General features: G+C 74.9%; 22 protein-coding genes and 1 pseudogene. 9 read left to right on the forward strand and 14 right to left on the reverse strand.

Annotation, left to right across the window (positions count from 1 at the left end; translation table 11 throughout):
* Window positions 1–46 precede the first annotated feature (46 nt).
* Entirely contained in the window at window positions 47–607 is a 561-nt protein-coding gene (locus EDD33_RS11155) for an HhH-GPD-type base excision DNA repair protein (RefSeq protein WP_123390874.1), read from the reverse strand.
* 78 nt (window positions 608–685) lie between these two features.
* Here EDD33_RS11155 and EDD33_RS11160 point away from each other — a divergent pair, with 78 nt between their 5' ends.
* Complete coding sequence (locus EDD33_RS11160) at window positions 686–1,195, forward strand: hypothetical protein (RefSeq protein ID WP_123390876.1); 510 nt, start codon at window positions 686–688, stop codon at window positions 1,193–1,195.
* Between the two features lie 11 nt (window positions 1,196–1,206).
* On the opposite strand, the gene EDD33_RS11165 is transcribed toward EDD33_RS11160, so the two are convergent.
* Window positions 1,207–2,685 (reverse strand): glutamate-cysteine ligase family protein, encoded by a 1,479-nt coding sequence (locus EDD33_RS11165; RefSeq protein ID WP_123390878.1) that lies wholly within the window; start codon window positions 2,683–2,685, stop codon window positions 1,207–1,209.
* Window positions 2,686–2,726: 41 nt separating this feature from the next.
* Entirely contained in the window at window positions 2,727–3,740 is a 1,014-nt protein-coding gene (locus tag EDD33_RS11170) for a DUF4192 domain-containing protein (protein WP_123390880.1), read from the reverse strand.
* Window positions 3,741–3,856: 116 nt separating this feature from the next.
* Here EDD33_RS11170 and EDD33_RS11175 point away from each other — a divergent pair, with 116 nt between their 5' ends.
* A complete protein-coding gene (locus EDD33_RS11175; protein WP_123390882.1) occupies window positions 3,857–5,236 on the forward strand; it encodes a DNA polymerase IV in 1,380 nt (459 codons plus the stop codon).
* Here the strand turns inward: EDD33_RS11175 and EDD33_RS11180 are convergent.
* The 3 genes from EDD33_RS11180 to pxpA are packed head-to-tail and all read right to left on the reverse strand — an operon-like array spanning window position 5,223 to window position 7,412.
* Window positions 5,223–6,092 carry a 5-oxoprolinase subunit C family protein gene (locus EDD33_RS11180; protein WP_246003473.1) on the reverse strand — a complete coding sequence of 290 codons (870 nt, stop codon included), beginning with the start codon at window positions 6,090–6,092 and terminating at the stop codon, window positions 5,223–5,225. The two genes, EDD33_RS11175 and EDD33_RS11180, sit on opposite strands and share 14 nt — an antisense overlap.
* Window positions 6,085–6,705 carry a 5-oxoprolinase subunit PxpB gene (gene pxpB, locus EDD33_RS11185; RefSeq protein ID WP_246003474.1) on the reverse strand — a complete coding sequence of 207 codons (621 nt, stop codon included), beginning with the start codon at window positions 6,703–6,705 and terminating at the stop codon, window positions 6,085–6,087. Before pxpB ends, EDD33_RS11180 begins: the two co-directional genes overlap by 8 nt.
* Window positions 6,702–7,412, reverse strand: coding sequence for a 5-oxoprolinase subunit PxpA (pxpA, locus tag EDD33_RS11190; RefSeq protein ID WP_123393317.1), 711 nt, complete (start codon window positions 7,410–7,412; stop codon window positions 6,702–6,704). The genes pxpB and pxpA overlap by 4 nt, the downstream gene beginning before the upstream one ends.
* 232 nt (window positions 7,413–7,644) lie before the next feature.
* Here pxpA and EDD33_RS11195 point away from each other — a divergent pair, with 232 nt between their 5' ends.
* On the forward strand, window positions 7,645–8,598 hold the full coding sequence (locus tag EDD33_RS11195) for a sigma-70 family RNA polymerase sigma factor (protein ID WP_123390883.1): 954 nt from the start codon (window positions 7,645–7,647) through the stop codon (window positions 8,596–8,598).
* Here EDD33_RS11195 and coaE read toward each other — a convergent pair.
* Complete coding sequence (gene coaE / locus EDD33_RS11200) at window positions 8,595–9,206, reverse strand: dephospho-CoA kinase (RefSeq protein ID WP_211332518.1); 612 nt, start codon at window positions 9,204–9,206, stop codon at window positions 8,595–8,597. The genes EDD33_RS11195 and coaE overlap by 4 nt on opposite strands.
* Before the next feature lie 87 nt (window positions 9,207–9,293).
* On the reverse strand, window positions 9,294–9,554 hold the full coding sequence (locus EDD33_RS11205) for a DUF3072 domain-containing protein (RefSeq protein ID WP_123390885.1): 261 nt from the start codon (window positions 9,552–9,554) through the stop codon (window positions 9,294–9,296).
* A gap of 71 nt (window positions 9,555–9,625) precedes the next feature.
* Between EDD33_RS11205 and EDD33_RS11210 the strand changes: the two genes are divergently transcribed.
* The 3 genes from EDD33_RS11210 to EDD33_RS20005 are packed head-to-tail and all read left to right on the forward strand — an operon-like array spanning window position 9,626 to window position 11,725.
* A complete protein-coding gene (locus EDD33_RS11210) occupies window positions 9,626–10,921 on the forward strand; it encodes a class I adenylate-forming enzyme family protein (RefSeq protein WP_123390887.1) in 1,296 nt (431 codons plus the stop codon).
* Entirely contained in the window at window positions 10,921–11,526 is a 606-nt protein-coding gene (locus tag EDD33_RS11215) for a mismatch-specific DNA-glycosylase (protein WP_123390888.1), read from the forward strand. Before EDD33_RS11210 ends, EDD33_RS11215 begins: the two co-directional genes overlap by 1 nt.
* A gap of 43 nt (window positions 11,527–11,569) precedes the next feature.
* Window positions 11,570–11,725, forward strand: a complete 156-nt coding sequence (locus tag EDD33_RS20005) for a hypothetical protein (protein WP_170169787.1) — start codon at window positions 11,570–11,572, stop codon at window positions 11,723–11,725.
* Between the two features lie 67 nt (window positions 11,726–11,792).
* Here the strand turns inward: EDD33_RS20005 and rpsA are convergent, their stop codons facing one another.
* Together rpsA and EDD33_RS11225 are read right to left on the reverse strand one after the other, a co-directional pair.
* Window positions 11,793–13,274, reverse strand: a complete 1,482-nt coding sequence (gene rpsA / locus EDD33_RS11220; protein ID WP_123390890.1) for a 30S ribosomal protein S1 — start codon at window positions 13,272–13,274, stop codon at window positions 11,793–11,795.
* A 169-nt stretch (window positions 13,275–13,443) separates the two neighbouring features.
* Window positions 13,444–14,340 carry a phosphotransferase family protein gene (locus EDD33_RS11225; RefSeq protein WP_170169788.1) on the reverse strand — a complete coding sequence of 299 codons (897 nt, stop codon included), beginning with the start codon at window positions 14,338–14,340 and terminating at the stop codon, window positions 13,444–13,446.
* Window positions 14,341–14,384: 44 nt separating this feature from the next.
* On the opposite strand from EDD33_RS11225, the gene EDD33_RS11235 reads away from it, so the two are divergent.
* The gene (locus tag EDD33_RS11235; RefSeq protein ID WP_123390894.1) at window positions 14,385–15,185 is read left to right on the forward strand and encodes a class I SAM-dependent methyltransferase; all 801 of its coding nucleotides are present in this window, start codon (window positions 14,385–14,387) and stop codon (window positions 15,183–15,185) included.
* A 53-nt stretch (window positions 15,186–15,238) separates the two neighbouring features.
* On the opposite strand, the gene pgfA is transcribed toward EDD33_RS11235, so the two are convergent.
* Entirely contained in the window at window positions 15,239–16,270 is a 1,032-nt protein-coding gene (gene pgfA, locus EDD33_RS11240; protein ID WP_123390895.1) for a cell envelope lipid trafficking protein PgfA, read from the reverse strand.
* Window positions 16,271–16,349: 79 nt separating this feature from the next.
* Window positions 16,350–17,090: a class I SAM-dependent methyltransferase gene (locus EDD33_RS11245; RefSeq protein ID WP_123390897.1), complete on the reverse strand. Its 741-nt coding sequence runs from the start codon at window positions 17,088–17,090 to the stop codon at window positions 16,350–16,352.
* Between EDD33_RS11245 and EDD33_RS20535 the strand changes: the two genes are divergently transcribed.
* Window positions 17,089–18,423, forward strand: coding sequence for an acyltransferase family protein (locus EDD33_RS20535; RefSeq protein ID WP_123390899.1), 1,335 nt, complete (start codon window positions 17,089–17,091; stop codon window positions 18,421–18,423). The two genes, EDD33_RS11245 and EDD33_RS20535, sit on opposite strands and share 2 nt — an antisense overlap.
* Window positions 18,424–19,229: 806 nt before the next feature.
* Here EDD33_RS20535 and EDD33_RS20540 read toward each other — a convergent pair.
* A pseudogene (locus EDD33_RS20540) lies at window positions 19,230–22,448 on the reverse strand (alpha-(1->3)-arabinofuranosyltransferase domain-containing protein); the annotation flags it as partial.
* Window positions 22,445–23,206 carry a class I SAM-dependent methyltransferase gene (locus EDD33_RS11260; RefSeq protein WP_123390903.1) on the reverse strand — a complete coding sequence of 254 codons (762 nt, stop codon included), beginning with the start codon at window positions 23,204–23,206 and terminating at the stop codon, window positions 22,445–22,447. The pseudogene EDD33_RS20540 and the gene EDD33_RS11260, both read right to left, overlap by 4 nt.
* A 36-nt stretch (window positions 23,207–23,242) precedes the next feature.
* Between EDD33_RS11260 and EDD33_RS20545 the strand changes: the two genes are divergently transcribed.
* Complete coding sequence (locus EDD33_RS20545) at window positions 23,243–24,502, forward strand: acyltransferase family protein (protein ID WP_148077056.1); 1,260 nt, start codon at window positions 23,243–23,245, stop codon at window positions 24,500–24,502.
* The last annotated feature ends 317 nt before the right edge of the window (window positions 24,503–24,819 follow it).

Raw genomic sequence — 24,819 nt, forward strand, 5'->3', positions numbered from 1 at the left:
AGCCGGTCCGCGGGCGCCGCGGGAGACTGCCCCGTCGAGCGGGGTCCTACGCCTTCGCGGCGGCCTTCTTCTCCTTCTTGAACGCCCGCACCCGTGCCAGCGAGTCGGCGTCGACGACGTCGGCCACCGAGCGGTAGCCGTCGAGCGCGTAGTCGCCGGCGACGTCCTCCCACCCCTCGGGCCGGACGCCGTACTGCTTGGCCAGCAGCGCCACGAAGATCCGCGCCTTCTGCTCGCCGAAGCCCGGCAGCGCCTTGACGCGGCGGAGCAGCTCGCGGGCGTCGGAGGCCCCGTCCCACAGCCGGGCGGTGTCGCCGTCGTACTCGGAGACGACGATGCGGGCGACGTCCTGGATCTTGCCGGCCATCGACCCCGGGAAGCGGTGCACGGCGGGCGGCTCGGCGACCAGGCCCGCGAACTGCTCGGGATCGGCCGCGGCCACCTCGGCCGGCTCCAGCGAGCCGAAGCGCTCCAGCACCGTGGCCGGGCCGGCGAAGGCCCGCTCCATCGGGAACTGCTGGTCGAGCAGCATGCCGGTGAGCAGCGCGAACGGACTGTCCTGGAGCACCTGGTCGGCGTGCTCGTCACCGGTGATGTGGATGGCCATGGCGGCCATCCTGCCACCGGGCCCGCACCCTGTGGACGGCCGCCGACGCCGTCCGGGCGACCGCGGCAGGGTGGGCCGGTGAGCGACCCCTCCCCCGTCGTCCCGGTCCCGGGGCCGGTGCTGCGCGCCGAGGCCCGCCGGATGGTCACCGCGGCCGGTCACCGCCGACTGCTGCCCTCGCGCTGCCGGGTCGGGCGACCGGGCGGGCAGGCCGTGGAGCTGCCCGACGACGTCGACCCCGGTGACGCGGGCCTGCTGGCCGACCTGGTGGAGCGGGCGCTCGACGGGCTGGCCGACCTCGCCCCACCGGTCGCCGGAGCACGAGGCGGCCACGAGGTGCCCGTGCTGGCGTGGGTGGCGCGCTCCGGGGAGCTCGAGCCCGGCGACACCGACCTCGCCTGGTTGCGGGCGGCGCGCACCGGGTTCTGGCGCCACGGGCTCGCGCTGCCGTGCTTCCTGGTCATCGGCCGTCACGGCTGGGTCGACCTGGTCGGCGGCACCGGGCACACGTGGTCGCGGGTGCGGGCCTCCCGGTCGGGTGGCGCCCCGAGCCCCCAGGGGGGCCCGGGCCGGCAGGGCCCAGGCTAGGAGCGCACCGGCTAGGAGGGCACCGGCCAGGTGTGGACGGGCTCGTTGGCGTGCATCCGCTCGCGGTACTCCTGCAGCGTCAGCCGCAGCGACTCGTGGCGGTCGGTGCCGGCCGCCTCGTGGGCGGCCACGCGCTCGATGGTCCACGAGGCGCCGTTGCGCTGCAGCACGCACCGCTGCTCGATGATCCCGAGCAGCCGGTCGGCCTCGTCGCCGTCGACGCCCCACCGGGTGAGGCCGTCCCGGGCGACCGGCAGCAGCCGGCGCAGCAGCAGCTCGGTGGCCGGGACCTCGCCCACACCCGGCCAGTAGACCCGCGCGTCGATGCCGTGCTGGGCGGCGACGTGGAAGTTCTCCTCCGCGGCCGAGAAGGACATCCGCGACCACACCGGACGGTCGTCCTCGGCCAGCGCGCGCACCAGGCCGAAGTAGAGGGCGGCGTTGGCCATCGTGTCCACGACCGTCGGGCCGGCGGCCAGCACGCGGTTCTCGACCCGCAGGTGCGGCACGCCGTCCACGACGTCGTAGACCGGTCGGTTCCAGCGGTAGATCGTGCCGTTGTGCAGCTTCAGCTCGGCCAGCGACGGCGTCCCGCCGCTCTCCAGCACCTCGACGGGGTCCTCGTCCTCGGTGATCGGCAGCAGCGCGGGGAAGTAGCGGACGTTCTCCTCGAACAGGTCGAAGATCGAGGTGATCCAGCGCTCGCCGAACCAGACCCGGGGACGCACGCCCTGCTCCTTGAGCTCCTCGCTGCGGGTGTCGGTGGCCTGCTCGAACAGCGGGATCCGGGTCTCGTGCCACAGCTGGCGGCCGAGCAGGAACGGCGAGTTGGCGCCGACGGCGAGCTGGATGCCGCTGATCACCTGGGAGGCGTTCCAGTAGGCCGCGAAGTCGTCCGGGCTGACCTGGGCGTGCAGCTGCGTGCTGGTGCACGCGGCCTCCGGCATGATCGAGTCCGAGGTCGTCTGAAGCCGCTCGCGGCCCTGCACGTCGATGACGAGGTCCTCGCCGCGTGCCGCCAGGATCTGGTCGCTGAGCAGCTTGTAGCGCGGGTTGGGGCTGATCTTGGACGGGCTCAGGTGGCCCGGCTCCAGGGTCGGCAGGATGCCGATCATCACCATGTGGGCGTCGACCTCGCTGGCGCGCTCCTCGGCGTGGTTGAGGCTCGTGCGCAGGTCGTGCTCGTACTGCGTCGCGCCGCGGGCGTGCAGCGGTCGCGGCGGGATGTTGATCTCCAGGTTGAACTGGGCGAGCTCGGTCTGGAACGACGGGTCGGCGATCGCCTCGAGCGCCTGCGCCGACTTCAGCGAGGGGCGTCCCTCGTCGTCGACGAGGTTGAACTCGATCTCCATCCCGGTCATCGGGTCCTCGGCGTCGAAGCGCGACTCCCGCAGCATCCGCGCCAGCACGTCGAGGCAGCGCCGCACCTTCTCGCGGTGGCGCGTCCGGTCGCCCCGGGTGAACTCCTGAAGGTCGACCTCTTCTCCCATGCCGCGACCCTAGACGCACCCGGCCCGGTCCGGCGCGCCGCTCAGCCCAGGAACAGGGGGAGCCGGTCGCCGCGGGGCGGGTCCCAGGTCACCGGGGACACCGCTCCCAGCAGCAGCTGGGCGACGGACTCGGCCATCGGGTCGTCCGGGTCGACCTCGACGGCCCGGTCCACCGCGCACCAGGCGAGCGCCCCGTCACCGGCCTGCCACGCGGCGATCGCCAGGACCCCGCAGGCTCCGGGGAGCAGGGTCTCGGGACAGCGGCGCGCCAGCGCCCGCCACAGCTCGACGTGCTGCCGCGCGTTGCCCCGCTCGATCTCGGCGAGGGCGACGTCGCGCAGGTCGGCGAGGGCGACCAGGGCCAGGGCCCGGCCCGCGTCGGCCGCCGACAGCGACTGCCGGTCGACCAGGGAGCGTCGCAGGCGGCGCTGCAGCCAGCGCCCCTCGGGCCGCAGCACCGAGCGCACCGGCCGGGTGCCCAGCAGCAGGTCGTCGGCGGCCCGGGTCGCGGCGAGCGTGACCGCGGCGAGGTCGGTGTCGTCGGAGCCGACCAGGGAGGCGGCCACCTCGTCGCGGTCGCGGCGCACGGTGCGGCCCTCGAAGACGTGGTGGGCGGTGAACGGGTGCGTGCTGAGGTCGTACGCCGTGCCCGGGTCGCCGTCCTCGGGCACTGGGAACCACCGCCCCTCCTCGACCCGGACGACGTCGAGCACGCCGACGCCCGCGGCGAGCAGCGCCTCGACGAGCAGCCCCGCCTGCGACCGTGCGGCCTCCGCGTCCTCGGTGTGCAGCAGCACCGCGACGTGGTGCGCGTCGTGGTCCACGCACGGCGGCACCAGCACCGCCGCCACCTGCTGCTGACCGGCGAGGTCGGTGGGCAGGTCGACGCGGGCGTGGAACCCGGGACCGGCTCCCGCACCGAAGGTGAGCAGCACCACCGAGTCGCGGGGGTGGAAGCCGAGCACGAGCGGCGCCATCACGACCAGGTCGGTGGTCGAGCGGGCGACGTACGGCGTGTGGTCGGGGGCGGCAGCGGGCTCGCGCGAGGTCGTCATGGCCACGACCCTCGCCTCGGCGGGGGCCTCGTGGGGCGTCGCGCCGGGGCCTGTGGACGACGGGCTCCCCCGGACGGCCTGTGGAGGCGAGGTGGCGCGTGCGACGATCGCTGACTGTGCGTGCCGAGCCGACGATCCTGCACCTGGATCTGGACGCGTTCTACGCGGCGGTGGAGCAGCGCGACAAGCCCTCGCTGCGGGGGAAGCCGGTCGTCGTGGGGGGCACGGGAGGGCGCGGCGTCGTCGCCACGGCGTCCTACGAGGCGCGTGCCTTCGGGGTCGGCTCGGCCATGTCGACCGCCGAGGCGCGCCGCCGGTGCCCCAACGCGGCGTTCCTCGGGGGTCGGTTCGACGCCTACCGCGAGGCGAGCGCGGCGGTGATGCGTGCGCTCCGCGAGGTCAGCCCGGTGGTCGAGCCGCTGTCGCTCGACGAGGCCTACGTCGACCTCGAGGCCGCCGACCTGCCCGACCGTTCCGTGGCGTCGGTCAGCGCCCTGGCGCGGACCCTGCGGGCGCGGGTCGCGGAGGTCACCGGCGGGCTGACCGCCTCGGTCGGCATCGGCACCTCCAAGCTCGTCGCCAAGATCGCCTCCGACCTCGACAAGCCCGACGGGCTCGTGGTCGTGCCACCTGGCCTGGAGCGCGACGTGCTCCGGCCGATGCAGGTGGTGGTCATCCCCGGCGTGGGACCGGCCACCGCCGAGCGGCTGCGCCGGGCGGGGGTCCACACCGTCGAGGACCTGGAGCAGCTCTCCGAGGAGGAGCTGGTGAGCCTGCTCGGCCGGGCCCACGGGTCCGGGCTCCACGCCATGGCACGGGCCGAGGACCCGCGTCCGGTCGAGCACACCCGGGAGGCCAAGTCGGTCAGCGTCGAGGACACCTACGACACCGACCACGTCGACCCGCGGCTGATCTCCGCGCTGCTCGACCGGCAGTCGGCCAAGGTCACCGAGCGGCTCCGCAAGGCGCGGCTGTCGGGGCGGACGGTGTCGATCAAGGTGCGGCTGCACGACTTCTCGACGGTCAGCCGCTCGGCCACGCTCGCCGGGCCGAGCGACGACGGCCGCGTCATCGCCCGGGTGGCGCGCCAGCTGCTGCGCGAGCTCGACACCTCGGCCGGCGTACGCCTGCTCGGGGTGGGGGTCTCCGGGCTCGCCGACTGGATCCAGGAGGACCTGTTCGCCGACGAGGAGCAGCCCCCGGTCGTGGTCGACCCGGACACCCAGGCGGCCCTCGACGCCGCGTCGCGAGGACGCGGCTGGTGGCCCGGCATGGACGTCGAGCACGACGAGCACGGCCGCGGCTGGGTCTGGGGCGCCGGCCGCGGGGTGGTCACGGTCCGCTTCGAGACGGCGACCACCGGGCCGGGACGGGTGCTGAGCCTCAAGGCCGACGACCCGGCGCTCCGGGCCCACGTGCGCCCGCCGCCCGAGGATCCGCCCGAGGACCCGCCCGAGGACCCGGTGGACGCCGCGGCCGACGTCACGGACGGGTGAGCCGGAACCTCACCTCGTCGCCGGGCGCGAGCTGCGCGCAGCGCGCCACCGAGGCCGGGTCGAGCACGCCGACCACGGGGTAGCCGCCGGTCGTGGGGTGGTCGGCGAGGAACACCACCGGCTGGCCCCCGGGCGGGACCTGCACGGCGCCGAGCACCATCCCCTCGCTGGGCAGCTCCCGTGACCGGGCCCACCCCAGCGCCGGTCCCTCCAGGCGCAGCCCGACGCGGTTCGACGCGCTGCTCACGACGTACGCCGCCCGGCCGAGCGTCTCCAGGGCGGCCTCGTCGAACCAGTCCTCGCGCGGACCCACGACCAGCTCCAGCGGGTCGCCGGCACGGGGCGGGACGGCCACGCCCACGGGCCGCGGCGCGCCCGGACGCTCCCCCACCGGCAGCTCGTCACCCTCCTCGACGCGGGGCGGCCCCAGCCCCGAGAGCAGGTCGGAGGAGCGCGACCCCAGCACCGGCTCCACGGCCACGCCGCCGGCGACCGCGAGGTAGGCGCGCAGGCCGACCACGGCCCGCCCCAGCTCGACGACCCCGCCGCGCGGGACCGCGACGGCGTCGCCCCAGTCGCGGGGACGTCCGTCGACCGTGACCGGGACCTGCGCCCCGGTGACCGCGACCGTGGTCGCGGCACCGACCCGCAGCCGCAGGCCGCCGCCCAGGCACTCCAGCGTCGCCGCGGCCTCGTCGTTGCCGACCAGGCGGTTGGCCAGCCGGTGCGCGGGCAGGTCGAGCGCCCCCGACCGCGGCACCCCGAGGTGGGCGAGGCCGACACGACCGAGGTCGGCGAGCAGCACCAGCCCGGCCAGCCGCTCGACCGTGATCGCCCGCTCCTCCGGCCTAGTCACGGGTGAACCTCACCGCGGTGCCGGGACGCAGCAGCGCGGGCTCCGCCGACGAGGGGTCCCACAGCGTCGTCCGCGTCGTGCCGAGCAGCTGCCAGCCGCCCGGCGACTCCCGCGGGTAGACCCCGCAGAACTCGCCGGCCAGGCCCACGGCGCCGGCCGGGACCCGCGTCCGGGGCTCGTCGCGCCGTGGCACGTGCAGGACCTCCGGCAGGCCCGCGAGGTAGGCGAACCCCGGCGCGAAGCCGCAGAAGGCGACCCGCAGCTCGGTCGAGAGGTGCAGGTCGACCACCTCCGACGTCGAGAGCCCGGTCAGCCGGGCCACCTCGTCGAGGTCGGGCCCGTCGTAGGCGACCGGCAGCTCGACCGCCCGGTCCTCGTCGTCGACGACCTCGACGTCCGCCCACGTGCCCAGCTCCGCGAGGACCGCGTTGCGGTCGACGACCCCGTCGAGCAGCACGGTCGCGGCGCCCGGCACGACCTCGTCGCACACCAGCAGCCCGGACTCGCGACGGGCCAGCGCGGCGGCCGCGGTCGCGCGGACCTGCTCCGGCCCCGCGCACTCGAGCAGCAGCGCGTCGCGGCCGACCCGCAGCGGCGTCGGGGGGCCGGTCACGACGAGCTCCACGCGCGGACACGCATCCCGGCCGCGGCGAGCGCCTCCCGCACCGCGCGGGCGGCGGTGACGGCCCCGGGAGAGTCTCCGTGGACGCAGAGCGAGGCCACCGCCCGGTCGCCCCCGGCGCGGGCCAGGGCCACCGCGTGCGCGGCGACCTCGTCGGCGCCCTCGACCAGGGCGCCCGGCTCGTCGCGTGGCACCAGCCGGCCCGCCGGGGTGTAGCCACGGTCGGGGAACCCCTCGGTCACCGTCACCCGACCGGCCGCGCGGGCCTGCCGCAGCACCGCCGATCCCGGCAGCCCGAGCACCGGCAGCGACCCGCTGCCGGCCAGCACCGCGGCCGCCTGCTCCTCGTCGTCGACGACGCGGTGGTAGAGGGCGCCGTGCGGCTTGACGTAGGCCACCTCGGACCCCGCCGCGCGGGCCAGCTCCGAGAGCGTGCCGACCTGCTCCTCGACCCATCCCCGCAGCACCTCGGGGGCGACGTCGAGGTGGCGGCGACCGAAGTGCTCGCGGTCGTCGTAGGAGACCTGCGCCCCCACGACCACGCCGCGCTGCACCGCGCCCTCGCACACCGCACGCATCGTGGGCACGTCACCGGCGTGGAAGCCGCACGCCACGTTGGCGCTCGTGACCACGGCGAGGAGTCCCTCGTCGTCGGTGACCCCCTCGCCGAGGTCGGCGTTCAGGTCGACGTCCCGCAGCCAGTCCACGGGGCCAGTCTGCCCTCCGCCCGACGGCGGGAACACGTCACTGAGAAGTGACTGAGAAGTCGACTGGACCGCAACTCCCCGGGGTACCCGAACGTCTGTAGCACCGAGGGGTCAGGACGAGGCCCCAACCCGACTCCGGTGGGAATCGCACCCCCTCCCCCGACGTTGGACAGCACAGGGCCGGCAACGCCGTCCCGCCTGTAGGAAGGGAAGCGAGTCCCAGATGACGACCACCAGCATCCGCAACGACCGTGAGATCGAGGGCCGCGACAGCGTCGGGCTCTACCTGGACGAGATCGCACGGACCCCCCTGCTCGACGCCGCGACCGAGGTCGAGCTGTCCAAGACCATCGAGGCCGGGCTGTTCGCGGCCAAGCTCCTCGAGGAGGGCCGCATCGGCCGCCGCAAGGGCGGCGCCCCCAAGACGGCCAGCGAGGCCGAGCTCCGCTGGATCATGGAGGAGGGCGAGCGCGCGATGCAGCGCTTCATCAACGCCAACCTCCGGCTGGTGGTCTCGATCGCCCGCAAGTACGGCCGCAGCCAGATGCCGATGCTCGACCTGATCCAGGAGGGCAACACCGGCCTGATCCGTGCGGTCGAGAAGTTCGACTACGCCAAGGGCTACAAGTTCTCCACCTACGCCACCTGGTGGGTGCGGCAGGCCATCACGCGTGGCATCGCCCAGCAGGCCCGCGTCGTGCGGCTCCCCGTCCACGTGGTCGAGGAGCTCAACCAGGTCGGCTCGGCCCGCCGCACGCTCGAGCGCCAGCTCGGTCGCGACCCCGAGCCCGAGGAGATCGCCGCCGAGCTCGACATGGACCTCGACCGCGTCCTGGACCTGATGTCGTGGGGCCGCGACCACGTCAGCCTCGACACCCCGGTCGACGAGGACGGCGACACCTCGCTGGGTGACCTCATCGCCCAGGAGAGCGCCCCCGGGCCCGACCTGACCGTGCTGGACACCGAGGCGAGCGCCCGGCTCAGCAACCTGGTCGGGCTGCTCGACGACCGGTCGGCCGACATCGTGCGGTCGCGCTACGGCCTGGTCGACGGCCGGCAGCACAAGCTCGCCGACATCGGTGCCCGCCACGGCATCTCGGCCGAGCGCGTGCGTCAGCTCGAGCGCGAGGCGATCACCAAGCTGCGCAAGATCGCCGACCCGGACCTGGCCGCCTAGCCTGCGGCCGGGCCCCGGTCCGGACGCACGGCCTCGAAGACCTCCACGACCCGGTCGTGGAGGTCTTCGCGCGTCCCGGTGTTCTCCACGACGTGCGTCGCGATCGCACGTCGCTGCTCCCGGCTCGCCTGGGCCGCGACCCGGCTGCGGGCGTCCTCCTCGGTCCAGCCCCGGTCGCCGACCATCCGCTCGAGCTGCACCTCCTCGGGGGCGTCGACCACGACCACGTGGTCGAAGTCGCCGCCGCGGTCGTTCTCGGTGAGCAGCGGGATGTCGTGCACCACCACCGCGTCGTCGGGCGCCTGTGCCTCGAGCTCGACGATGCGCTCGTAGACGAGCGGGTGGATGATCTGCTCCAGCCGTCGACGGGCGGCTGCGTCGGCGAAGACCAGCCGACCCACCGCCGGCCGGTCGAGACGGCCGTCCTCGGTGAGCACGTCGTCGCCGAACACGGCGACGACGGCGTCCAGCCCGGGCGTGCCGGGCTCCACGACCTCGCGGGCCAGGACGTCGGCGTCGATCACCACCGCACCCAGCTCGCTCAGCATCGCGGCGACGGTGCTCTTGCCCGACGCCACCCCTCCGGTGAGCCCCACGCGCGTCGTCATGGCCCGATCATGGCCCAGGCCGGGTGGCCGGACCACGTCCGGGGCGCAGCAGTGCCCCGGCGCCGGGGCGCCGGGGCGTGGCGCGGATCAGCTGTCGCCGCTGCCGGTCTTCTCGCGCAGCCGCTCGATGTGCTCGGAGGCCTCGGCCTTGTTGAGGTCGGCCGGGATCTCCTCGCCCGCCTGACGGGCCAGGTTGTCGAGGTAGCTGCGCTGGGGGCCGGTCATCGGCTCGTCGCCGGTGACCCACTCCTGGGGGTCGCGCTCGGCGCCGGACTCGGGCGTGGAGCTGCCCAGGGTCTCGCCCTCGCGGCGGTCGTGGGTGTCGGTCTCGGGGTGCTGTTCGCTCATGTGTTCGAGAGTACCCATCCGGTCCGACACCACTCCCCGCGTCCGCTGGGCCGGGTTGAGACGATCGGGGCGTGCCTGCGACGGACCTCCCGACCCTGCGGCCCGGCGACCGGGTCGCGCTGCTGCTGACCGGCTCCCCGGCGTACGTCGAGCTGGTGCTGTCGCTGCTGCGCCGCGGCGTGTTCTGCGTGCCGATGGACGTGGGGCTCACGCCGGCCGAGCGCGCTCCCCTGCTGGCCGACGTCGACCCGGTGCTGGTCGTCGAGGACCAGGAGCACCTCGAGGCGCTCCTGGCCGCACACCCTGACGACCCGGCTCTCGGCCCCCCACGCGGACGGCCGGTGCACCTGACGAGCGGCACCACCGGTCGCCCCAAGGGCGTCTGGTCGGGCCTGCTCGACGAGGCCGACGGCGCCGCGCTCGCCGCCGAGGAGCGCGACCTGTGGGGCTTCGCGGCCGACGACGTCAACCTGGTGCTCAGCCCGCTGCACCACTCCGCACCGCTGCGCTTCGCGCTGGGCACCCGGCTGGCCGGGGGACGCGTCGTGGTGCCCGGGCCGTTCGACGTCGAGCGGGTGACGCGCGCGATCGTCGAGGAGCATCCGACCACGATGTTCTGCGTGCCGGCCCACCTGCAGCGGCTCTTCGCCCACTGGAACGACGTCGGGGTGCCGGACCTCGACGGCTTCCGCCTCGTGGCGCACGCCGGCGCGCCCTGCCCGGACCACGTCAAGCGCCGCCTGGTGGAGCTGTTCCCGGCGGGGAGCACGTGGGAGTTCTACGGCTCCACCGAGGGCCAGTTCACCGCCTGCCGCAGCGAGGAGTGGCTGCGTCGGCCCGGCACGCTCGGGCCGGCCCGCCCCGGACGGACGATGACGGTCGACGACGACGGTCGGCTGTGGTGCGTGGTGCCGCCCCACGCGCGGTTCGAGTACCTCGGCGCGCCCGAGAAGACCGCCGCGGCGTGGCGCGAGACGCCCGACGGCCCCGCCTTCACCGTCGGCGACCTCGGGCACGTCGACGGGGACGGCCACGTCCACCTGGACGGGCGTCGCGAGGACCTCGTGATCAGCGGCGGCGTCAACGTCTACCCCGCCGAGGTCGAGCGCGCCCTCACCGAGGTCCGCGGCGTGGTCGACGTCGCGGTCTTCGGGGTGCCCGACGAGACCTGGGGCCAGCGGGTCTGCGCGGCCGTGGTCGGCGACGTGGAGGAGGCGGCGCTGCGGGAGCACGCGCGGACGCGGCTCGCACCGGCCAAGCGCCCCAAGGACTACCGCCGGCTCGACGAGCTCCCCCGCACCCCGACCGGCAAGGTCCGCCGCCTCGACCTGCCCGGGCTGACCGCGTCCCCGGGGGACGGGGCCTGATGGGCTTCACCCGCGCCGAGCTGGCGTCCTACCAGGACGCGGTGGTGCCCGACCTGCTCCCTCCGCCCGACGTGCCGCTGCGACTGCTGTTCGTCGGCATCAACCCCGGCCTGTGGACGGCCGCCACCCAGACCCACTTCGCCCACCCGGGCAACCGGTTCTACCCCGCGCTGCTCCGTGCCGGGGTGCTCGACGAGCCCGTCGATCCCTCGGCGGGCATGACCGACGCCGACCGCGCCCGTTTCACCGCCCGTGGGCTCGGCATCACCAACCTCGCCCCCCGCGCCACGGCCCGGGCCGCCGAGCTCAGCGCGGAGGAGCTTCGGGCGGGCGGCGAGCAGCTGCGTGGGCTGGTGCGCGCACGACGACCGGCCGTCGTGGCCGTGGCCGGCGTCACGGCGTACCGCCAGGCCTTCGGCGTCCGCACCGCCCAGGTCGGTCGCCAGCCCGAGCCGTTCGAGGGTGCCGAGCTGTGGGTGGTGCCCAACCCGAGCGGCCTCAACGCGCACGAGACGACGGCGACCCTGGCGCAGGCGTACGCCGCCCCGGCGGTCGCCGCCGGACTGCTGCACCCGCTGGCAGGAAATGACCGCTCGGTGACCTGACTGCCACTCGTGGCAGGGATCGTGCGGGAGCAGGATTGCTGCCATGACCGAGACGCTGCTCCTCTGGATCCTGTTCGCCGCCGCCCTCGTCGTGATCGGCGTCGCCGTCCACGACGTGCTGACCGACCGCCCCGGACGCCGCCACGAGCCGCCGCGCAGCCACCCCCGCGACCCGTTCTCCGGCGCCCGTCCGCTGTAGCAGGCCCGGACGCGCGTCAGCCCGGCCCCACGAGGGGACCGGGCTGACGACGAGGTGCGAGCGGAGGCTAGTTGCCGCCGCCGGTGAGCTTCTCGCGCAGCGCCTGCAGGGCCTCGTCGGAGGCGAGCGAGCCGCTCCCGCCGCCACCGTCGGTGTCACCGGTGGAGACGTCGTCGCCGCCGGAGGAGTACGACGTGGCCTCGCCGGCCTCGGCCTCGGCGACCTTGGCGTCGGCCTGCTGCTTGACGTGCTGCTCCCAGCGGGCGTGCGCCTGGGCGTACTGGTCCTCCCAGACCTTGCGCTGGTCCTCGAAGCCCTCGAGCCACTCACCCGTGTCGGGGTCGAAGCCCTCGGGGTAGATGTAGTTGCCCTGGTCGTCGTAGGTCGCGGCCATGCCGTAGAGCGTCGGGTCGAACTCCTCGACCTCGGTCGCGGCGGCGGTCTCGTTGGCCTGCTTCAGCGACAGCGAGATCCGGCGACGCTCGAGGTCGATGTCGATGATCTTGACCATGACGTCGTCGTTGACCTGCACGACCTGCTCGGGGATCTCCACGTGGCGCTCGGCCAGCTCGGAGATGTGCACCAGGCCCTCGATGCCCTCCTCGACGCGGACGAACGAGCCGAAGGGCACCAGCTTGGTGACCTTGCCGGGCACGATCTGACCGATCTGGTGGGTGCGGGCGAAGTGCTGCCAGGGGTCCTCCTGGGTCGCCTTGAGCGACAGCGACACGCGCTCGCGGTCCATGTCGACGTCGAGCACCTCGACGGTGACCTCGTCGCCGACCGTGACGACCTCGGACGGGTGGTCGATGTGCTTCCAGGACAGCTCCGAGACGTGCACCAGGCCGTCGACGCCACCGAGGTCCACGAAGGCACCGAAGTTGACGATGGAGGACACGACGCCCTTGCGGATCTGGCCCTTCTGGAGCTGGGTCAGGAAGCCGTGGCGGACCTCGGACTGGGTCTGCTCGAGCCAGGCGCGACGCGACAGGACCACGTTGTTGCGGTTCTTGTCGAGCTCGATGATCTTGGCCTCGAGCGTCTGGCCGACGTAGGGCTGCAGGTCGCGCACGCGACGCATCTCCACCAGCGAGGCGGGCAGGAAGCCGCGCAGGCCGATGTCGAGGATGAGGCCGCCCTTGACGACCTCGATGACGGTGCCCTCGACGACGCCGTCCTCCTCCTTGACCTGCTCGATGGTGCCCCAGGCGCGCTCGTACTGGGCGCGCTTCTTGGACAGGATCAGGCGGCCTTCCTTGTCCTCCTTCTGGAGGACGAGGGCCTCGACCAGGTCGCCGACGGAGACGACCTCGTTGGGGTCGACGTCGTGCTTGATCGACAGCTCGCGCGAGGGGATGACGCCCTCGGTCTTGTAGCCGATGTCCAGCAGGACCTCGTCGCGGTCGACCTTGACGATGGTGCCTTCGACGATGTCGCCGTCGTTGAAGTACTTGATCGTCGCGTCGATGGCGGCGAGGAAGTCCTCCTCGCTCCCGATGTCGTTGACTGCGACCTGCGGGGCGTCGGAGAGAATGGGGGTGCTCGTCATGAGGTGATGGGAACCTTCGGGTGGATGATGGGTCGTGCGGGCACGCACAGAGGTCGGTTTCACCACCGGGCTCCAGGACCGAGGACCGTGACGGTCACCGCCTGGGCCGTGAGCGAGCGAGTGTCTGCTCTGTCCGAGACGACGCAGACCTCTGGCGCAGTGTGCGAGTCTACGCGCCCCCGGGTCCGAGCGTCCAACCGGCGGCCCGCGCCAGGAGCGCGGTGGCCCGCAGGCACGGCCCGGTGCCGTCCGCCCGCCCGGCCAGGTCGATCAGGGCCGCGAGGTCGGCCGCCTCCGCCCGGGCCTCCACGTCCTCGGGCACCCCCGGCACGATCGAGGCGTACGCCGCCAGCACCGCCTCGCGCAGCACCGGATCGCCGGCGTGCCGCAGCAGGTTGCCGAGGTCCTCCCACGGGCCGCCGGCGTGCGCGAACTCCCAGTCTACCAGCCCGGTCACCTCCAGGGTGCTGCGCTCGACCAGCACGTTGGGCGGGTTGAGGTCGCCGTGCACCAGCACCCGGCGGGCCTCGCCCGCCAGCAGGTCCTCGGCGTCGTCGACGACCGGCCCGAGTGCCGCGGCCAGGCCGTCGGGCAGCGCGGGCGCCGCCGCGTCCAGCAACCGGTCCAGGCTCGGCAGCGGCTCCTCGGCCACCAGCCGCCGGTCGGTGAACCGGCCCGCGCGGGGCTGCACCGCCAGCCCGAGCCGACCGGCGAGCACGCCGAGCTGCTCCCCCACCTGGTGCAGCCCCGCCCCGTCGAGCTCGGGCAGCACCTCGCTGAGCCGTTCACCGGGCAGATGGGAGGTGACCAGCAGTCCCGGCAGGTCGGCCCCCGGGTCGCCGCGGCGGACCTCGAGCACGCGCGGCACGGGCAGCACCCCGCGGACGAGGTCGAGCACGGCGGCGTCGACCTCGGGGGCCAGCGGGCCCCGGGCGGCCGAGCGAGCGGCGTACAGGCGCAGGACGGTGTGGTCGCCGCCCGCCCCGGCCAGGAACGTCTCGCCGCTCGCGCCCCCGGGCAGCGGCTGGAGGGAGGTCGCGAAGCCCGGCCCCTCGTCGTACGCCACGGGCCGAGCCTGCCACGGGGCGCGCTCCCGTCTAGGGTCGGTGGGTGTCCGGAGTCCGCCCTGAGCGCCGTCCCGTCGACGAGGCCGAGTCGTTGCGCGCCAACCGCGCCGACTGGGACGCCTACGCCGACGAGTACCAGTCCACCCACGGGGAGTTCCTCGGCGACGCCGGCTTCCTGTGGGGGCCCGAGGGCGTCCGCGAGGACGACGTGCACGTCCTCGGCGACGTGGTCGGCCGCGACGTCCTGGAGATCGGCAGCGGCGCAGGACAGTGCTCGCGGTGGGTGCTCCGGCACGGCGGGCGGCCCGTGGCCATCGACGTCTCGATGCGCCAGCTCCAGCACAGCCGGCGCATCGACCTCGAGCACGACGTCGTGGTGCCCAGCCTGTGCGCGTCGGCGGCCGGCCTGCCGTTCCGCGAGGACAGCTTCGACATCGTCTTCTCCGCCTTCGGCGCGTTGCAGTTCGTCGCCGACGCCGGCGCGCTGGTGGGCGACGTGGCGCGGGTGCTGCGACCCGGCGGCATCTTCGCCTTCTCCGTCACCCACCCGACGCGGTGGATGTTCCCCGACGACCCCGGCGAGGAGGGGCTCGTGGCCTCGCAGTCCTACTGGGACCGCACGCCCTACGTCGAGGTCGACGACGAGACCGGCGAGACGCGGTACGTCGAGCACCACCGCACGCTGGGCGACTGGGTCGCGGCCCTGACCCGACACGGCCTGCACCTCACCGCGCTGCTCGAGCCGCAGTGGCCCGAGGGCCACGACCGCACCTGGGGCGGCTGGTCACGCGTGCGCGGGGTGCTCACCCCCGGGACGGCGATCTTCCGGGCCCGCCGGGCCTGAGGCCGGGGCCGGGCACGACCGCGGGCCCGGCTCGCGCCGGGCCCGGGTCACGCTCAGACGTTCGTCGGCTCGCGGTCGTCCGCGTCGGACTCGGCCACGTGGGAACCCTGCGAGCGTCGACCGCGCAGCACCAGCGCGACGCCGGCGAGCAGCACCAGCAGACCGGCGATGGTGCCCACGACGGGCAGCCAGAAGCGCACCACCTTGAGCTGGGTGGCCAGCGAGCTGTAGGTCTCGACGTTGTCGGAGACCGTCGTGTCGTCGTAGCCGATGGTGACGTCGGTCAGGGTGGCCACCTGCTCGCCCTGGTACTCGGCGACGGTGTTCTGCTCCTCCTGGCCGCGGATGATGACGCCGGTCTCGGGCTCGATCCACAGCGTCCGGGTGTTGGAGTAGACCCGGTCCAGGCTCACGTCGCCGTCGGCGTCGATGCCGAAGAACGAGGCGGGGGCGTTGAGCTCGCCGACGGTGGTCGGCTCGATGACCTGCTGGTAGCGGTAGACCGTCAGGCCCTTGATGGACTCCGTGCCCTGGTAGGCGAGGTCCGTGGAGTCCTTCAGCGAGCCGTCCCAGAACTGGTAGGTCTTCTTCTCCGACTGGAACGGCAGCTTGAAGTACTGGCCGGTGATCGGGGTGTCCTCGTCGCGGATCTCCTCGCCGGAGCCCAGGTCGGCGCTCGAGGCGGTGTAGGACCCGCAGCAGTCGATCGCCTCGCCGGTGTGGCGGTCGAAGGCCACGCGGTCGTGGGTGCTGGAGCGGGGCGGGTTGTCCTCGTCGACGGTCGCGCCGGGCTCGTCGGTGTAGACGAGCGTCTCCCAGACCGCGACGTCGCGGTCGAGGTCCTTGCTCGCGTCCTCGGACGCGGCGACGTCGCCGACGACGTTGCGGGTGGAGACGAGGTCGAGCGAGATCTCCTCGCGCGAGGCGATGTCGAAGATGGTCGCGTCCGGACCCTGCGAGACCGACACCGTGTCCTGGTCCAGGGGGACCACCGCGATGCGGTCGTACATGTACAGCCGTGACAGCAGCGAGACCGCCACCACGAACACGCCGACGCCTACCAGCACCCAGCCGAGCTTCTTCACCGAACTCCCTCTCCTGCTCCCGGTACGCCGTGTCCGGACTCTGAGACGGGGAGGCTACCAGCCAGTCACGTGACCGTCGTCACCGCGCGCCGTCCGGTCGGATCTCGGCCACCACGAGGCCGTGCGCGGTGTAGAGCAACCGGTCGTAGGCGACCTCCCAGACCTCCGCCACGGGCACCTCGCGCCAGGTGTTGCGCCAGCGGTCGCGACGCAGCGCGCGCAGCGAGGCGACGGGGTGGGACCCCTCGCGGAGCTCACGCTCCAGCGCGGGGTTGTAGCCGACCGGCACGGTGAGCCAGAGCGTCCCTCCGGGGGCGAGCAGCGAGGTGAGCGTCCGCAGCGCCCGGCCCGGCTTGTCCGGGTCCTGCACGTCCTCGTCGAGGCCGACGTGCTCGAGCGTCGACACGGCGAGCACCAGGTCGAAGCGCTCGTCCAGCGCGAGGTCGGCGACGTCGACGTTGAGCACCCGGTCGGCCTGCTCGTACTTGTCGACCACCAGGTGGTCGACGGGCCGGTAGTGACCCAGCACGTGGCCGACCTCGAGCACCCGGTCGGCCGCGTGAGCGTCCAGCTGCTCGCCCGCCAGGGCCAGCTCGACGGCGCGCTCGTTGAGCCAGGTGTAGTTGTAGCGTTCGTGGACGTAGGGCACCCGCCGTCCGGCGTACGCGAAGGTGCGGGTGGTCGGCCGACCGGCGCGGGGCCGGCCCAGCAGCCACTGCCCGACCCACAGCACGCAGGAGGTCAGCACGGACACGACGCCCCGCTCGCGGACGAAGGGCACGACCCGTCCCGACAGTCGCGACGCGGTCCCCAGCAGCATGGCGCCGACCGTAACGGACCCCGGACCGGCCCCCGCCACCCCGGCGGCACCGGGCCCGGACTTCCCCGCCCTGGACTCGCTGCGGGCCGTCGCCTCCGTGGCCGTGGTCGCGACCCACGCCTCCTTCTGGGCCGGGGCGTACGCCGCTCCGGTGTGGGGCACGGCGCTGGCCCGCCTGGACGTCGGCGTCGCGCTGTTCTTCGTGCTGTCGGGCTTCCTGCTCTCCCGCCCCTGGTTCGCCCGTCGTCGCGCAGGCGCTCCCCCGCCGGGCACCGGGCGCTACCTGTGGAAGCGCGCACTGCGGATCCTGCCCGTCTACCTGCTCACCGTCGTGGCCGCGCTGACCCTGCTCCCGGGCAACCGTGACGCCGGCCCCGGTCAGTGGCTGGCGTCGCTGCTTCTGGCCGACACCTACGTCGACGACCGGCTCCCCGACGGCCTCACCCAGATGTGGAGCCTCGCCACCGAGGTCGCCTTCTACGCGGTGCTGCCGGCGCTGATGTGGTGCACGCTGCGCCCCCGCCGCGACCGCAGCGGCGACGCCCGCCGCTTCGTGGTGCTCGTGCTGGCGATGCTGGGGGTCACCGTCGTGTGGCTGCTCGACCTCTCGGTCCGGCTCGACGGCGGCGGCACCATGCTCCGGCTCTGGCTGCCCTCCTACCTGACCTGGTTCGGCACCGGCCTCGTGCTCGCGGCGGCGCAGGTCGCGCGCAGCGACCGGGGCGGCCCGGCCGCGCCGGACGTCCTCGGGGGCGGCGGGCGGCTCGGCCGGGCGGCGTGGGGCCTGGAACAGCTGGGCCGCTCGCCGGTCACCTGCTGGGTGGCGGCGCTCGCGCTCCTGGCGGTGGCCTCGACCCCCGTCGCCGGCCCCGCGGACCTCTCCCCCGCGACGCTGGGCTCGGCGCTCACCAAGAACCTGCTGTACGCCGCGGTGGCCGGCCTCGTCGTCCTGGCCGGGGTCTTCGCCCCGGCCGGTCACCCGCTGACCCGGCTGCTCTCGCTGCGTCCGCTGCGCCACCTGGGGCACCTGTCCTACGGCCTGTTCTGCGTCCACCTCGTGGTGCTCGAGCTGGTGGCCCGTTGGCGCGGCATCGAGCTGTTCGGCGGGCGCGGGCCGGAGCTGCTGGTCCTCACGCTGGTGGTCTCCCTGGCCGTCTCCGAGCTGCTCTACCGACTGGTCGAGCGCCCGCTGATGCGCTGGAAGGACCTCGGCCGGCGTACGCCGCCCAGCTCGGCCGCCACCACGACCCCGAGCGCCACCGCCACCAGCAGCGCGGGCGCGACCAGCACCCCGGCCCACCCGTCCGGGGACCCCAGCGGGCGCAGGCAGTAGACGACCGCGGCCGCCCCCAGCGGCACCCCCGCCGCCCAGGCGATGGACTCCGCCCGGACGAACCGGCCCAGCACGAGCGCCGCGCCGGCGCCGAGCGCACCGGCCAGCAGCCCCCACCACCCCGCGACCAGGCCGAGCGCCAGCAGGGTGAGGCCCAGCGGCACCACGGACGGCACCCGACGTGGGCCCACCGGCGGGAGGGCCGCCGCCCCGCGCAGCCGCGCGGCCGCCGCGACCAGCCCGAGCAGGAGCAGCCCCCCGACGAGCAGCGCGCCGCGGTAGAGGCCGTCCGGGGCGAAGACCAGGCGCACCGAGCCCGTGCCCGCGGGCACCTGCCAGCCCTGCTGCCAGCCGTCGACGACGACGGGGCGGAGGCTGCGGTCGGCGGACGTGGCCTCCCACCCGCGGTTGCGGTTGGCCGCCACGGCCAGCACACCGCCCTGCTCCTCGCCCGGCCCGGTGAGGTCGGCCTCCCGGCGCACCGGCGAGCCGTCGTCGAGCTCCACCGGCCGGGCTCCGCGCGTCGCGGTGGCCGCGGCGAGTCCCGGGGAGCGGAGCACCACCTGCTCGCCCCGGAAGGCGGGAGCGGGAGCCAGGACGACCCGGGTGCTGCCGGACGGCACCTCGACCAGCTCGGGGCCGCACACGCGGGCCGGCACGGTCGCGCGGTCGAGGAGCTGACGCGCCGAGGCGGTGACCGAGGTGGCGTACACCTGGTCGCCGACCCGCAGCGTCGGCCCGAAGCCGCAGCCGATGTCGCGCGGCACCGTGGAGAGCCGGGCGGGGAGCAACCCCATCCCCTGCAGGCGCACCTCGCCCACACCCACGCCGAGCGCGCGACGGGACCCGTCGGCGAGCTGGGTGGAGCCGCGGGGAGCGTCGAGCAGCTCCAGCTCGACACGGTCGCTGCGGAAGGGCCGCAGCCGCGCGGCGCCGGTGGCGTCCAGGTCGACGACCTGGGTGCCGCCGGGGTGGGTCACCCGCACCCGCGTCGGCCGCGTCGCCGCCGCCTCGGCGTCCAGGCGCAGCGTCACCCCGGACACCGGCCGGCGCCCGACCCAGCGCAGCGAGAGCGTCGGGGTGGCGTCGTCGGGGTCGGCCAGCCAGCTCGTGCCGGTGCGCCCGTCGACGGCGGCCACCGCGGAGGCCCGCGGGTCCTCGACCAGCACCGAGGAGGCGGTGGCCGCGACCAGCTGGTCCTGCTGGAGCAGGCCCTGCAGGGCGTCGCCCTCGGTGGGGCGCACGGTGACCGAGGCGCCGTACGTCGCTCCCCGGCCGAGCTGCAGCGTGCGGTCGAGCACCGCCTCCTCGCCCGCGCGCTCGCGGTCGGGGCCGCACCGCACGTCCGTCCCCACGGACACGCACGCGTCGCGCCCGGTGGGCGAGGCCAGCAGCACGCCGTCGGGGGCACCCCACCCGGCCGGCACCTCCGGGAGCACGAGGGTGCGGTCGACGTCGAGACCGGGCGCACGCAGCTCGGCGACCACGAGCTCCTCGGGCGGCCGCTCGCCCGGGCCGCCCCCGGTGCCGACCATCCGCACGACGTCGGTCGTGCCGGCCGGCACGGCCACCTCCAGCGCGTCCCCGCTCGAGCCGCGCTGCACCGCGCTCGTGCCGGCGTCGGTGAGGACCCGGAAGCGCTGCTCCCGCTCGCCGGTGTCGCCGAGCACGACCGTGACGCGGTCGGTCCGCAGCGGGCGCTCCGGCTCGACCTCGAGCCACGCCGGCGTCTCCCCCGGGTCGCCGGAGGCCCAGGCGGTGCCGACGTCGCCGTCGAGGGCGGCGAAGGGCTGCGTGCCCGGGCGCAGCGACCCGTCGGTGTCGGCGTACGCACGGGAGGAGGACGCCTCGACCGAGCGCGCCCCCAGCAGCCGCGCGTGCGTCTCCCAGCGGGCGTCGCCGAGCGCGTAGTCGCGGGCAGGAGCGCCCCGCCGTCCGGGGTCGCCCGCCTCGAGCGTGGCCGACCGGTTGCCGTCGAGCCGGGCGAAGTCGACCTCCTGGCGCCGCAGGCCGTCGGTGAGCAGCAGCCCCTGGCCCCCGGGGCCGTCCGGCGCGTCGACCGCGAGCCGGGTGGCGGCGTCGCCCAGCAGGCCGGCGCCGAGCAGGCCGAGCAGGTCCTCGGGGCCACCCACGACCACCGGGGCCGCGCGCGAGAGCGAGGCCTCGCGGGCGCCCGCCACGGCGTACACCTCGACGGCGCGGTAGCGGGCGGTCCAGCCGTCGTCGAAGACCAGCCGCCGCCGGTCGCGGCCGCTCTCCCGCGCCGCCTCGGTCCGGTCGAGCCGTGCGGGCTCCCCGACCTCCGGACCGAAGGCGCGGACCCGGGTGAGGCCCGGTGACCCGTCGAGGGCCTGGTGCACGAGCACCGGCGAGGGCCGGTCGGTGGCGCGGGCCAGGTCGTTGCGCACCACGAGGTGGCCGACGCCGGCCCGCCGGAGGTAGGCCGCCAACGCCTCGGACGGCCGGCCGGCCGCGAGCTGGTCCTGGATCGCGTCGAGCACCCGGATGTTGCCCGCCGGCGCCAGCGGGACCGCGTTGCGCACCGCGAAGCGGGATCGGCCCAGGGCCTGCAGCGGCTCGTCCTCGGGGTCGCCCCACTGGTAGGTCGCGAAGCTGGAGCCCGGCACGAGCAGGGCGGTGGTGTCCGGGGCGTTCGTGGCCAGCCAGCGCGAGGCCGAGGACCAGTACGCCGGGACGCCGTCGAGGTCGTCGCCGGGCGCGAGCCGGCCCGACAGCGCCGGCGTGGCCACGCCCGCCACGGCGGTGACCGCCAGGAGCAGCACGCCGAGGTGCACCACCCGCTCGCCGGTGCCGGGGGCGCGCCAGGTGGCCCGCTCGGTCCACCTCCCCCACGCCTCCCGCGGGCGGGCGTCCGCGAGCACGCCGAGGACGTGGGCCAGGCCCAGCACCAGGGGCAGCCGCAGCAGCGGGTCGAACTTGTGGACGTTGCGCAGGGGTGCCAGGGCCCCGTCGAGGGCCGCCCGCTCGGGACCCGCGAACCAGCCGGCCAGCGCCCCCCCGTGCCCGAGCATCACCACGACCAGCCCGAGCAGCGCGCCCAGCAGCAGGAACCGCCGGTGCGGGTCGGAGCGCGCGGTGATGCCGACCAGCCCCAGGAGCAGCAGCACGCCGCTGTTGAGGGCGACGTAGCCGGTCGTCACCAGGTCGTTGCCGGCACGCCACAGCGGGTCGACGTAGGCCACCCAGTGGGAGGTGCCGCGCAGGGTGTCGAAGAGCGTGGTCGGGAAGGTGGTGACGTCGGCGGTCTCGATGTAGTCCAGGAACGGCGGGCTGTAGCCGCCCAGCAGGAACAGCGGCACCAGCCACCAGGCGGTGCCGAGCAGCACCAGCCCGGGCCACCACAGCATCAGCGAGCGCCGACGCGGTCCGGGCTCGCGGGTCAGCAGCCAGAGCGCGGCCAGCGGCACCACCGCGAAGGTGGCCGCGGCGTTGACGCCGCCCACCGCCGCGACGGCGAGCGCCGAGAGGGCGGCGGCGCGGCGCGGGGAGCCCCGCTGGCTGCCGACGACGAGCGGGACCAGCACCCACGGGGCGAGGGCGCTGGGCCACGCCTCGACCGAGATCGGTCCGAGCGTGGTGAGGATGCGCGGCGAGAGCGCGTAGGCGAACCCCGCCACCACCCGTGCCGTGGGCGACCCGAGGCCCAGCGCGCCGGCCAGCCGCACCGTCCCGAGGAAGGCCACGCAGAGCAGGAGCGACCACCACAGCCGCTGCGCCACCCAGCCGTCGAGCGGCACCAGTCGGGCCAGCGAGAAGAAGGGGCCCATGGGGAACAGGTAGCCGTAGGCCTGGTTCTGCACCTGTCCGAAGGCCCCCATCGGGTCCCACAGGTGCAGCGACCGGGCGAGCATCCGCCCGGGGGCGACGACGAGGTCGAGCTTGGTGTCGCTGACCACGCGTCCTGGGCGCTGCGCGAACGACAGCGCGACCAGGACCAGGCAGCAGGTGAGGAGGCGGAAGCGCCACCGCAGACGCGTCGCCGGGTCGTGGTGCCCGGCGGTCATCGCCTCTGCAGCACGATGACGAGGTTCCAGGTGAGCACCTCGCGCACGAGCGGCACGTGCGTCAGCCAACGGGCGGCGCGCGGGTTGTAGCGCGGGACCAGGGAGACCACCTCGGCGTCCTGCTGCCGGCGGGCCCACGCGAGTCCGTCGCGGACGGTCACGCCGAACAGCGACTCGCCGAACCGGTTCTTGGGCTCGCGGCCGTGCACGCGCCGGTAGCGCCGCCGGGCCCGGGCCCCGCCGAGGTAGTGCCACGGCGAGGTCTCGTGACCGCCCCACGGGCCGAACCAGACCGTGTAGGAGATGAAGGTCAGGCCGCCGGGCCGGGTGACGCGCACCATCTCCTCGGCCATCCGCCACGGGTCGTCGACGTGCTCGAGGACGTTGGAGGAGTAGCAGACGTCGAAGCTCGCGTCGCCGAACGGCAGCTCCATGCCGCTCCCGACGACGGTGCGCGGCGCCACCTCGCCGAGGCCGGACAGCTCGCCGACGTCGGCGTCGAGGGAGAAGTACGTCGACCCCGCCTCCTCGAACGCCCGCCGGAAGTAGCCGGGCCCGCCGCCCACGTCGAGCAGCGTCCGACCACGGAGGTCGACGTGCTGGGAGAGGTGGCCGACGGCGTCGTCGGCCAGGGCGCCGTAGAACACCTCCGGCTGGGTCTGCTCGACCCGGAAGGCCCGGAACAGCCGCACCGAGCGGCGCAGCGTCGGGGCCCAGGTGGCGTGCCCCGGGACCTGCGGGACGGGCGGCTGCGGCACCGGGCGACCTTATCCGACCCGTGGTCTAATGCAGCCGTGGCAGCCAGCACGGCGGTGACCTGGGAGGACGCCCCCCGGGACGCACCCCCGGCCGACCGCACCGCCCAGATCGCCTCCCTCACGGGCCTGCGCGGGGTCTCGGCCCTGATGGTGGTCCTGATCCACGTCAGCGTCCTCACCAGGTACCCCTGGGTCGGCATCCCCGACTACGGGCCGGTCAGCCTGTTCGTGCTCTCCGGCTTCCTGCTCTCCCGACCCTGGGCACGATGGGCGCTGCGCCTGGGCGAGCGGCCCTCCGTGCGCACGTTCGCGTTCCGGCGGATCGTCCGCATCTTCCCGGCCTACCTCGTGGTCCTGGTGGCGGTCTGCGCCGTCTACCCGCCGGCCCGTCCAGACGGCCCCGGGCAGTGGCTCCGGGCCGCCACCCTGACGTGGATCTACCGGGCCGGCGACTTCCGCGCCGCGTTCCAGCAGACCTGGAGCCTCGGGACCGAGCTGTCCTGGTACGTCGCCCTGCCGGTGCTGGGCGGTCTGGGGGCCCTCGCGGCACGGCGCACTGACCCGCGCCGGGGGTACTGGCTCCTCGTGGCCCTGCTGTCCACGTCGCTCCCGGTCTCGGTCGCCTGGCGGTGGTACGTCGACACCGCGGACCTGGGCCGCTTCTTCACCTACTCCTACTGGCTGCCGGGCTACCTGGTGTGCTTCGCCGTCGGCGCGCTCGTCGCCCTGACCGTCGAGGGGCGCCGCGCGGGTGCGGTCACACCGGTCCGCCTGACCCGCCTCGCCGCGGACCCCTGGGCCGTGGTGGTGCTCGCGCTCGCCGTCGCCCTGCTGGGCACGTCGGCGCTCGGGGGCGCCAACGGGTTCTCCACCCCGATCACGCTCGACGAGCACCTGGTCCGTGCCGGCTGTGCCACCGGGGTGGCGGCGCTGCTCCTCCTCGGGGCCGTGCTGGGGCCCCGCACGACACCGCTCAACCGGGCTCTGGCGTCCCGCTGGCTCCAGGCCGTGGGTCGCTGGTCCTACGGCGTCTTCTTGTGGCACCTGCCGCTCATCACCGTCCTGGACCGCGACGTGAGCTTCCAGCAGGGCCCTGCAGGACTCGCGTGGCGGCTGGTCCTGACCCTGGCCCTGGCGGTCCCGCTGGGCGCCGCGACCTACGCCTGGGTCGAGCGGCCCACCCTCGACTGGTCGCGCCGGTTCCTCGACCGCGGCAGCACGAGCACGCCGAGCACGGCCAGCCAGCCCAGCAGCCCCAACCCCGCACCCGTGCGGAGCGACGCGCCGGCGGAGTAGTCGAGGGAGACGCGGTCGATGCCCTCGGGCACGACCCAGCCCTGCGCCCACCCGTCGACGGTCACGGACCGCAGCCGGACACCGTCGGCGCGCGCCGCGAAGCCCGTGCCGGCCGGCACTGCCAGCACCACGGTGCGGGTGCCCGGACCCGGGACCGGGAGGTCGACCGACGACCACCGGTGCGCGACGGCGTCCGCGTCCACCTCGAGCGGGGCCGGCCCGGACGTGCCACCGGCCGGCCGGTCGTCGTCGACCTCGCCGACCGCCGCGGGCGACCGGCTCAGCACCAGCCCGAGCGGCAGCCAGGTGAAGGTGGC

It is taken from the genome of Nocardioides aurantiacus (assembly GCF_003752505.1).
GTDB lineage: Bacteria > Actinomycetota > Actinomycetes > Propionibacteriales > Nocardioidaceae > Marmoricola > Marmoricola aurantiacus.

What these genes read in the sequence shown, in the direction of transcription:
- rpsA (WP_123390890.1), bottom strand. Translation starts at nt 13,274, where the DNA reads ATGACGAGCACCCCCATTCTCTCCGACGCCCCGCAGGTCGCAGTCAAC.
- EDD33_RS20535 (WP_123390899.1), top strand. Translation starts at nt 17,089, where the DNA reads ATGGCGCCGACCGTAACGGACCCCGGACCGGCCCCCGCCACCCCGGCG.
- EDD33_RS20005 (WP_170169787.1), top strand. Translation starts at nt 11,570, where the DNA reads ATGACCGAGACGCTGCTCCTCTGGATCCTGTTCGCCGCCGCCCTCGTC.
- coaE (WP_211332518.1), bottom strand. Translation starts at nt 9,206, where the DNA reads ATGACGACGCGCGTGGGGCTCACCGGAGGGGTGGCGTCGGGCAAGAGC.
- EDD33_RS11245 (WP_123390897.1), bottom strand. Translation starts at nt 17,090, where the DNA reads ATGCTGCTGGGGACCGCGTCGCGACTGTCGGGACGGGTCGTGCCCTTC.
- EDD33_RS11205 (WP_123390885.1), bottom strand. Translation starts at nt 9,554, where the DNA reads ATGAGCGAACAGCACCCCGAGACCGACACCCACGACCGCCGCGAGGGC.
- EDD33_RS11215 (WP_123390888.1), top strand. Translation starts at nt 10,921, where the DNA reads ATGGGCTTCACCCGCGCCGAGCTGGCGTCCTACCAGGACGCGGTGGTG.
- EDD33_RS11165 (WP_123390878.1), bottom strand. Translation starts at nt 2,685, where the DNA reads ATGGGAGAAGAGGTCGACCTTCAGGAGTTCACCCGGGGCGACCGGACG.
- EDD33_RS11195 (WP_123390883.1), top strand. Translation starts at nt 7,645, where the DNA reads ATGACGACCACCAGCATCCGCAACGACCGTGAGATCGAGGGCCGCGAC.
- EDD33_RS11170 (WP_123390880.1), bottom strand. Translation starts at nt 3,740, where the DNA reads ATGACGACCTCGCGCGAGCCCGCTGCCGCCCCCGACCACACGCCGTAC.
- EDD33_RS11155 (WP_123390874.1), bottom strand. Translation starts at nt 607, where the DNA reads ATGGCCATCCACATCACCGGTGACGAGCACGCCGACCAGGTGCTCCAG.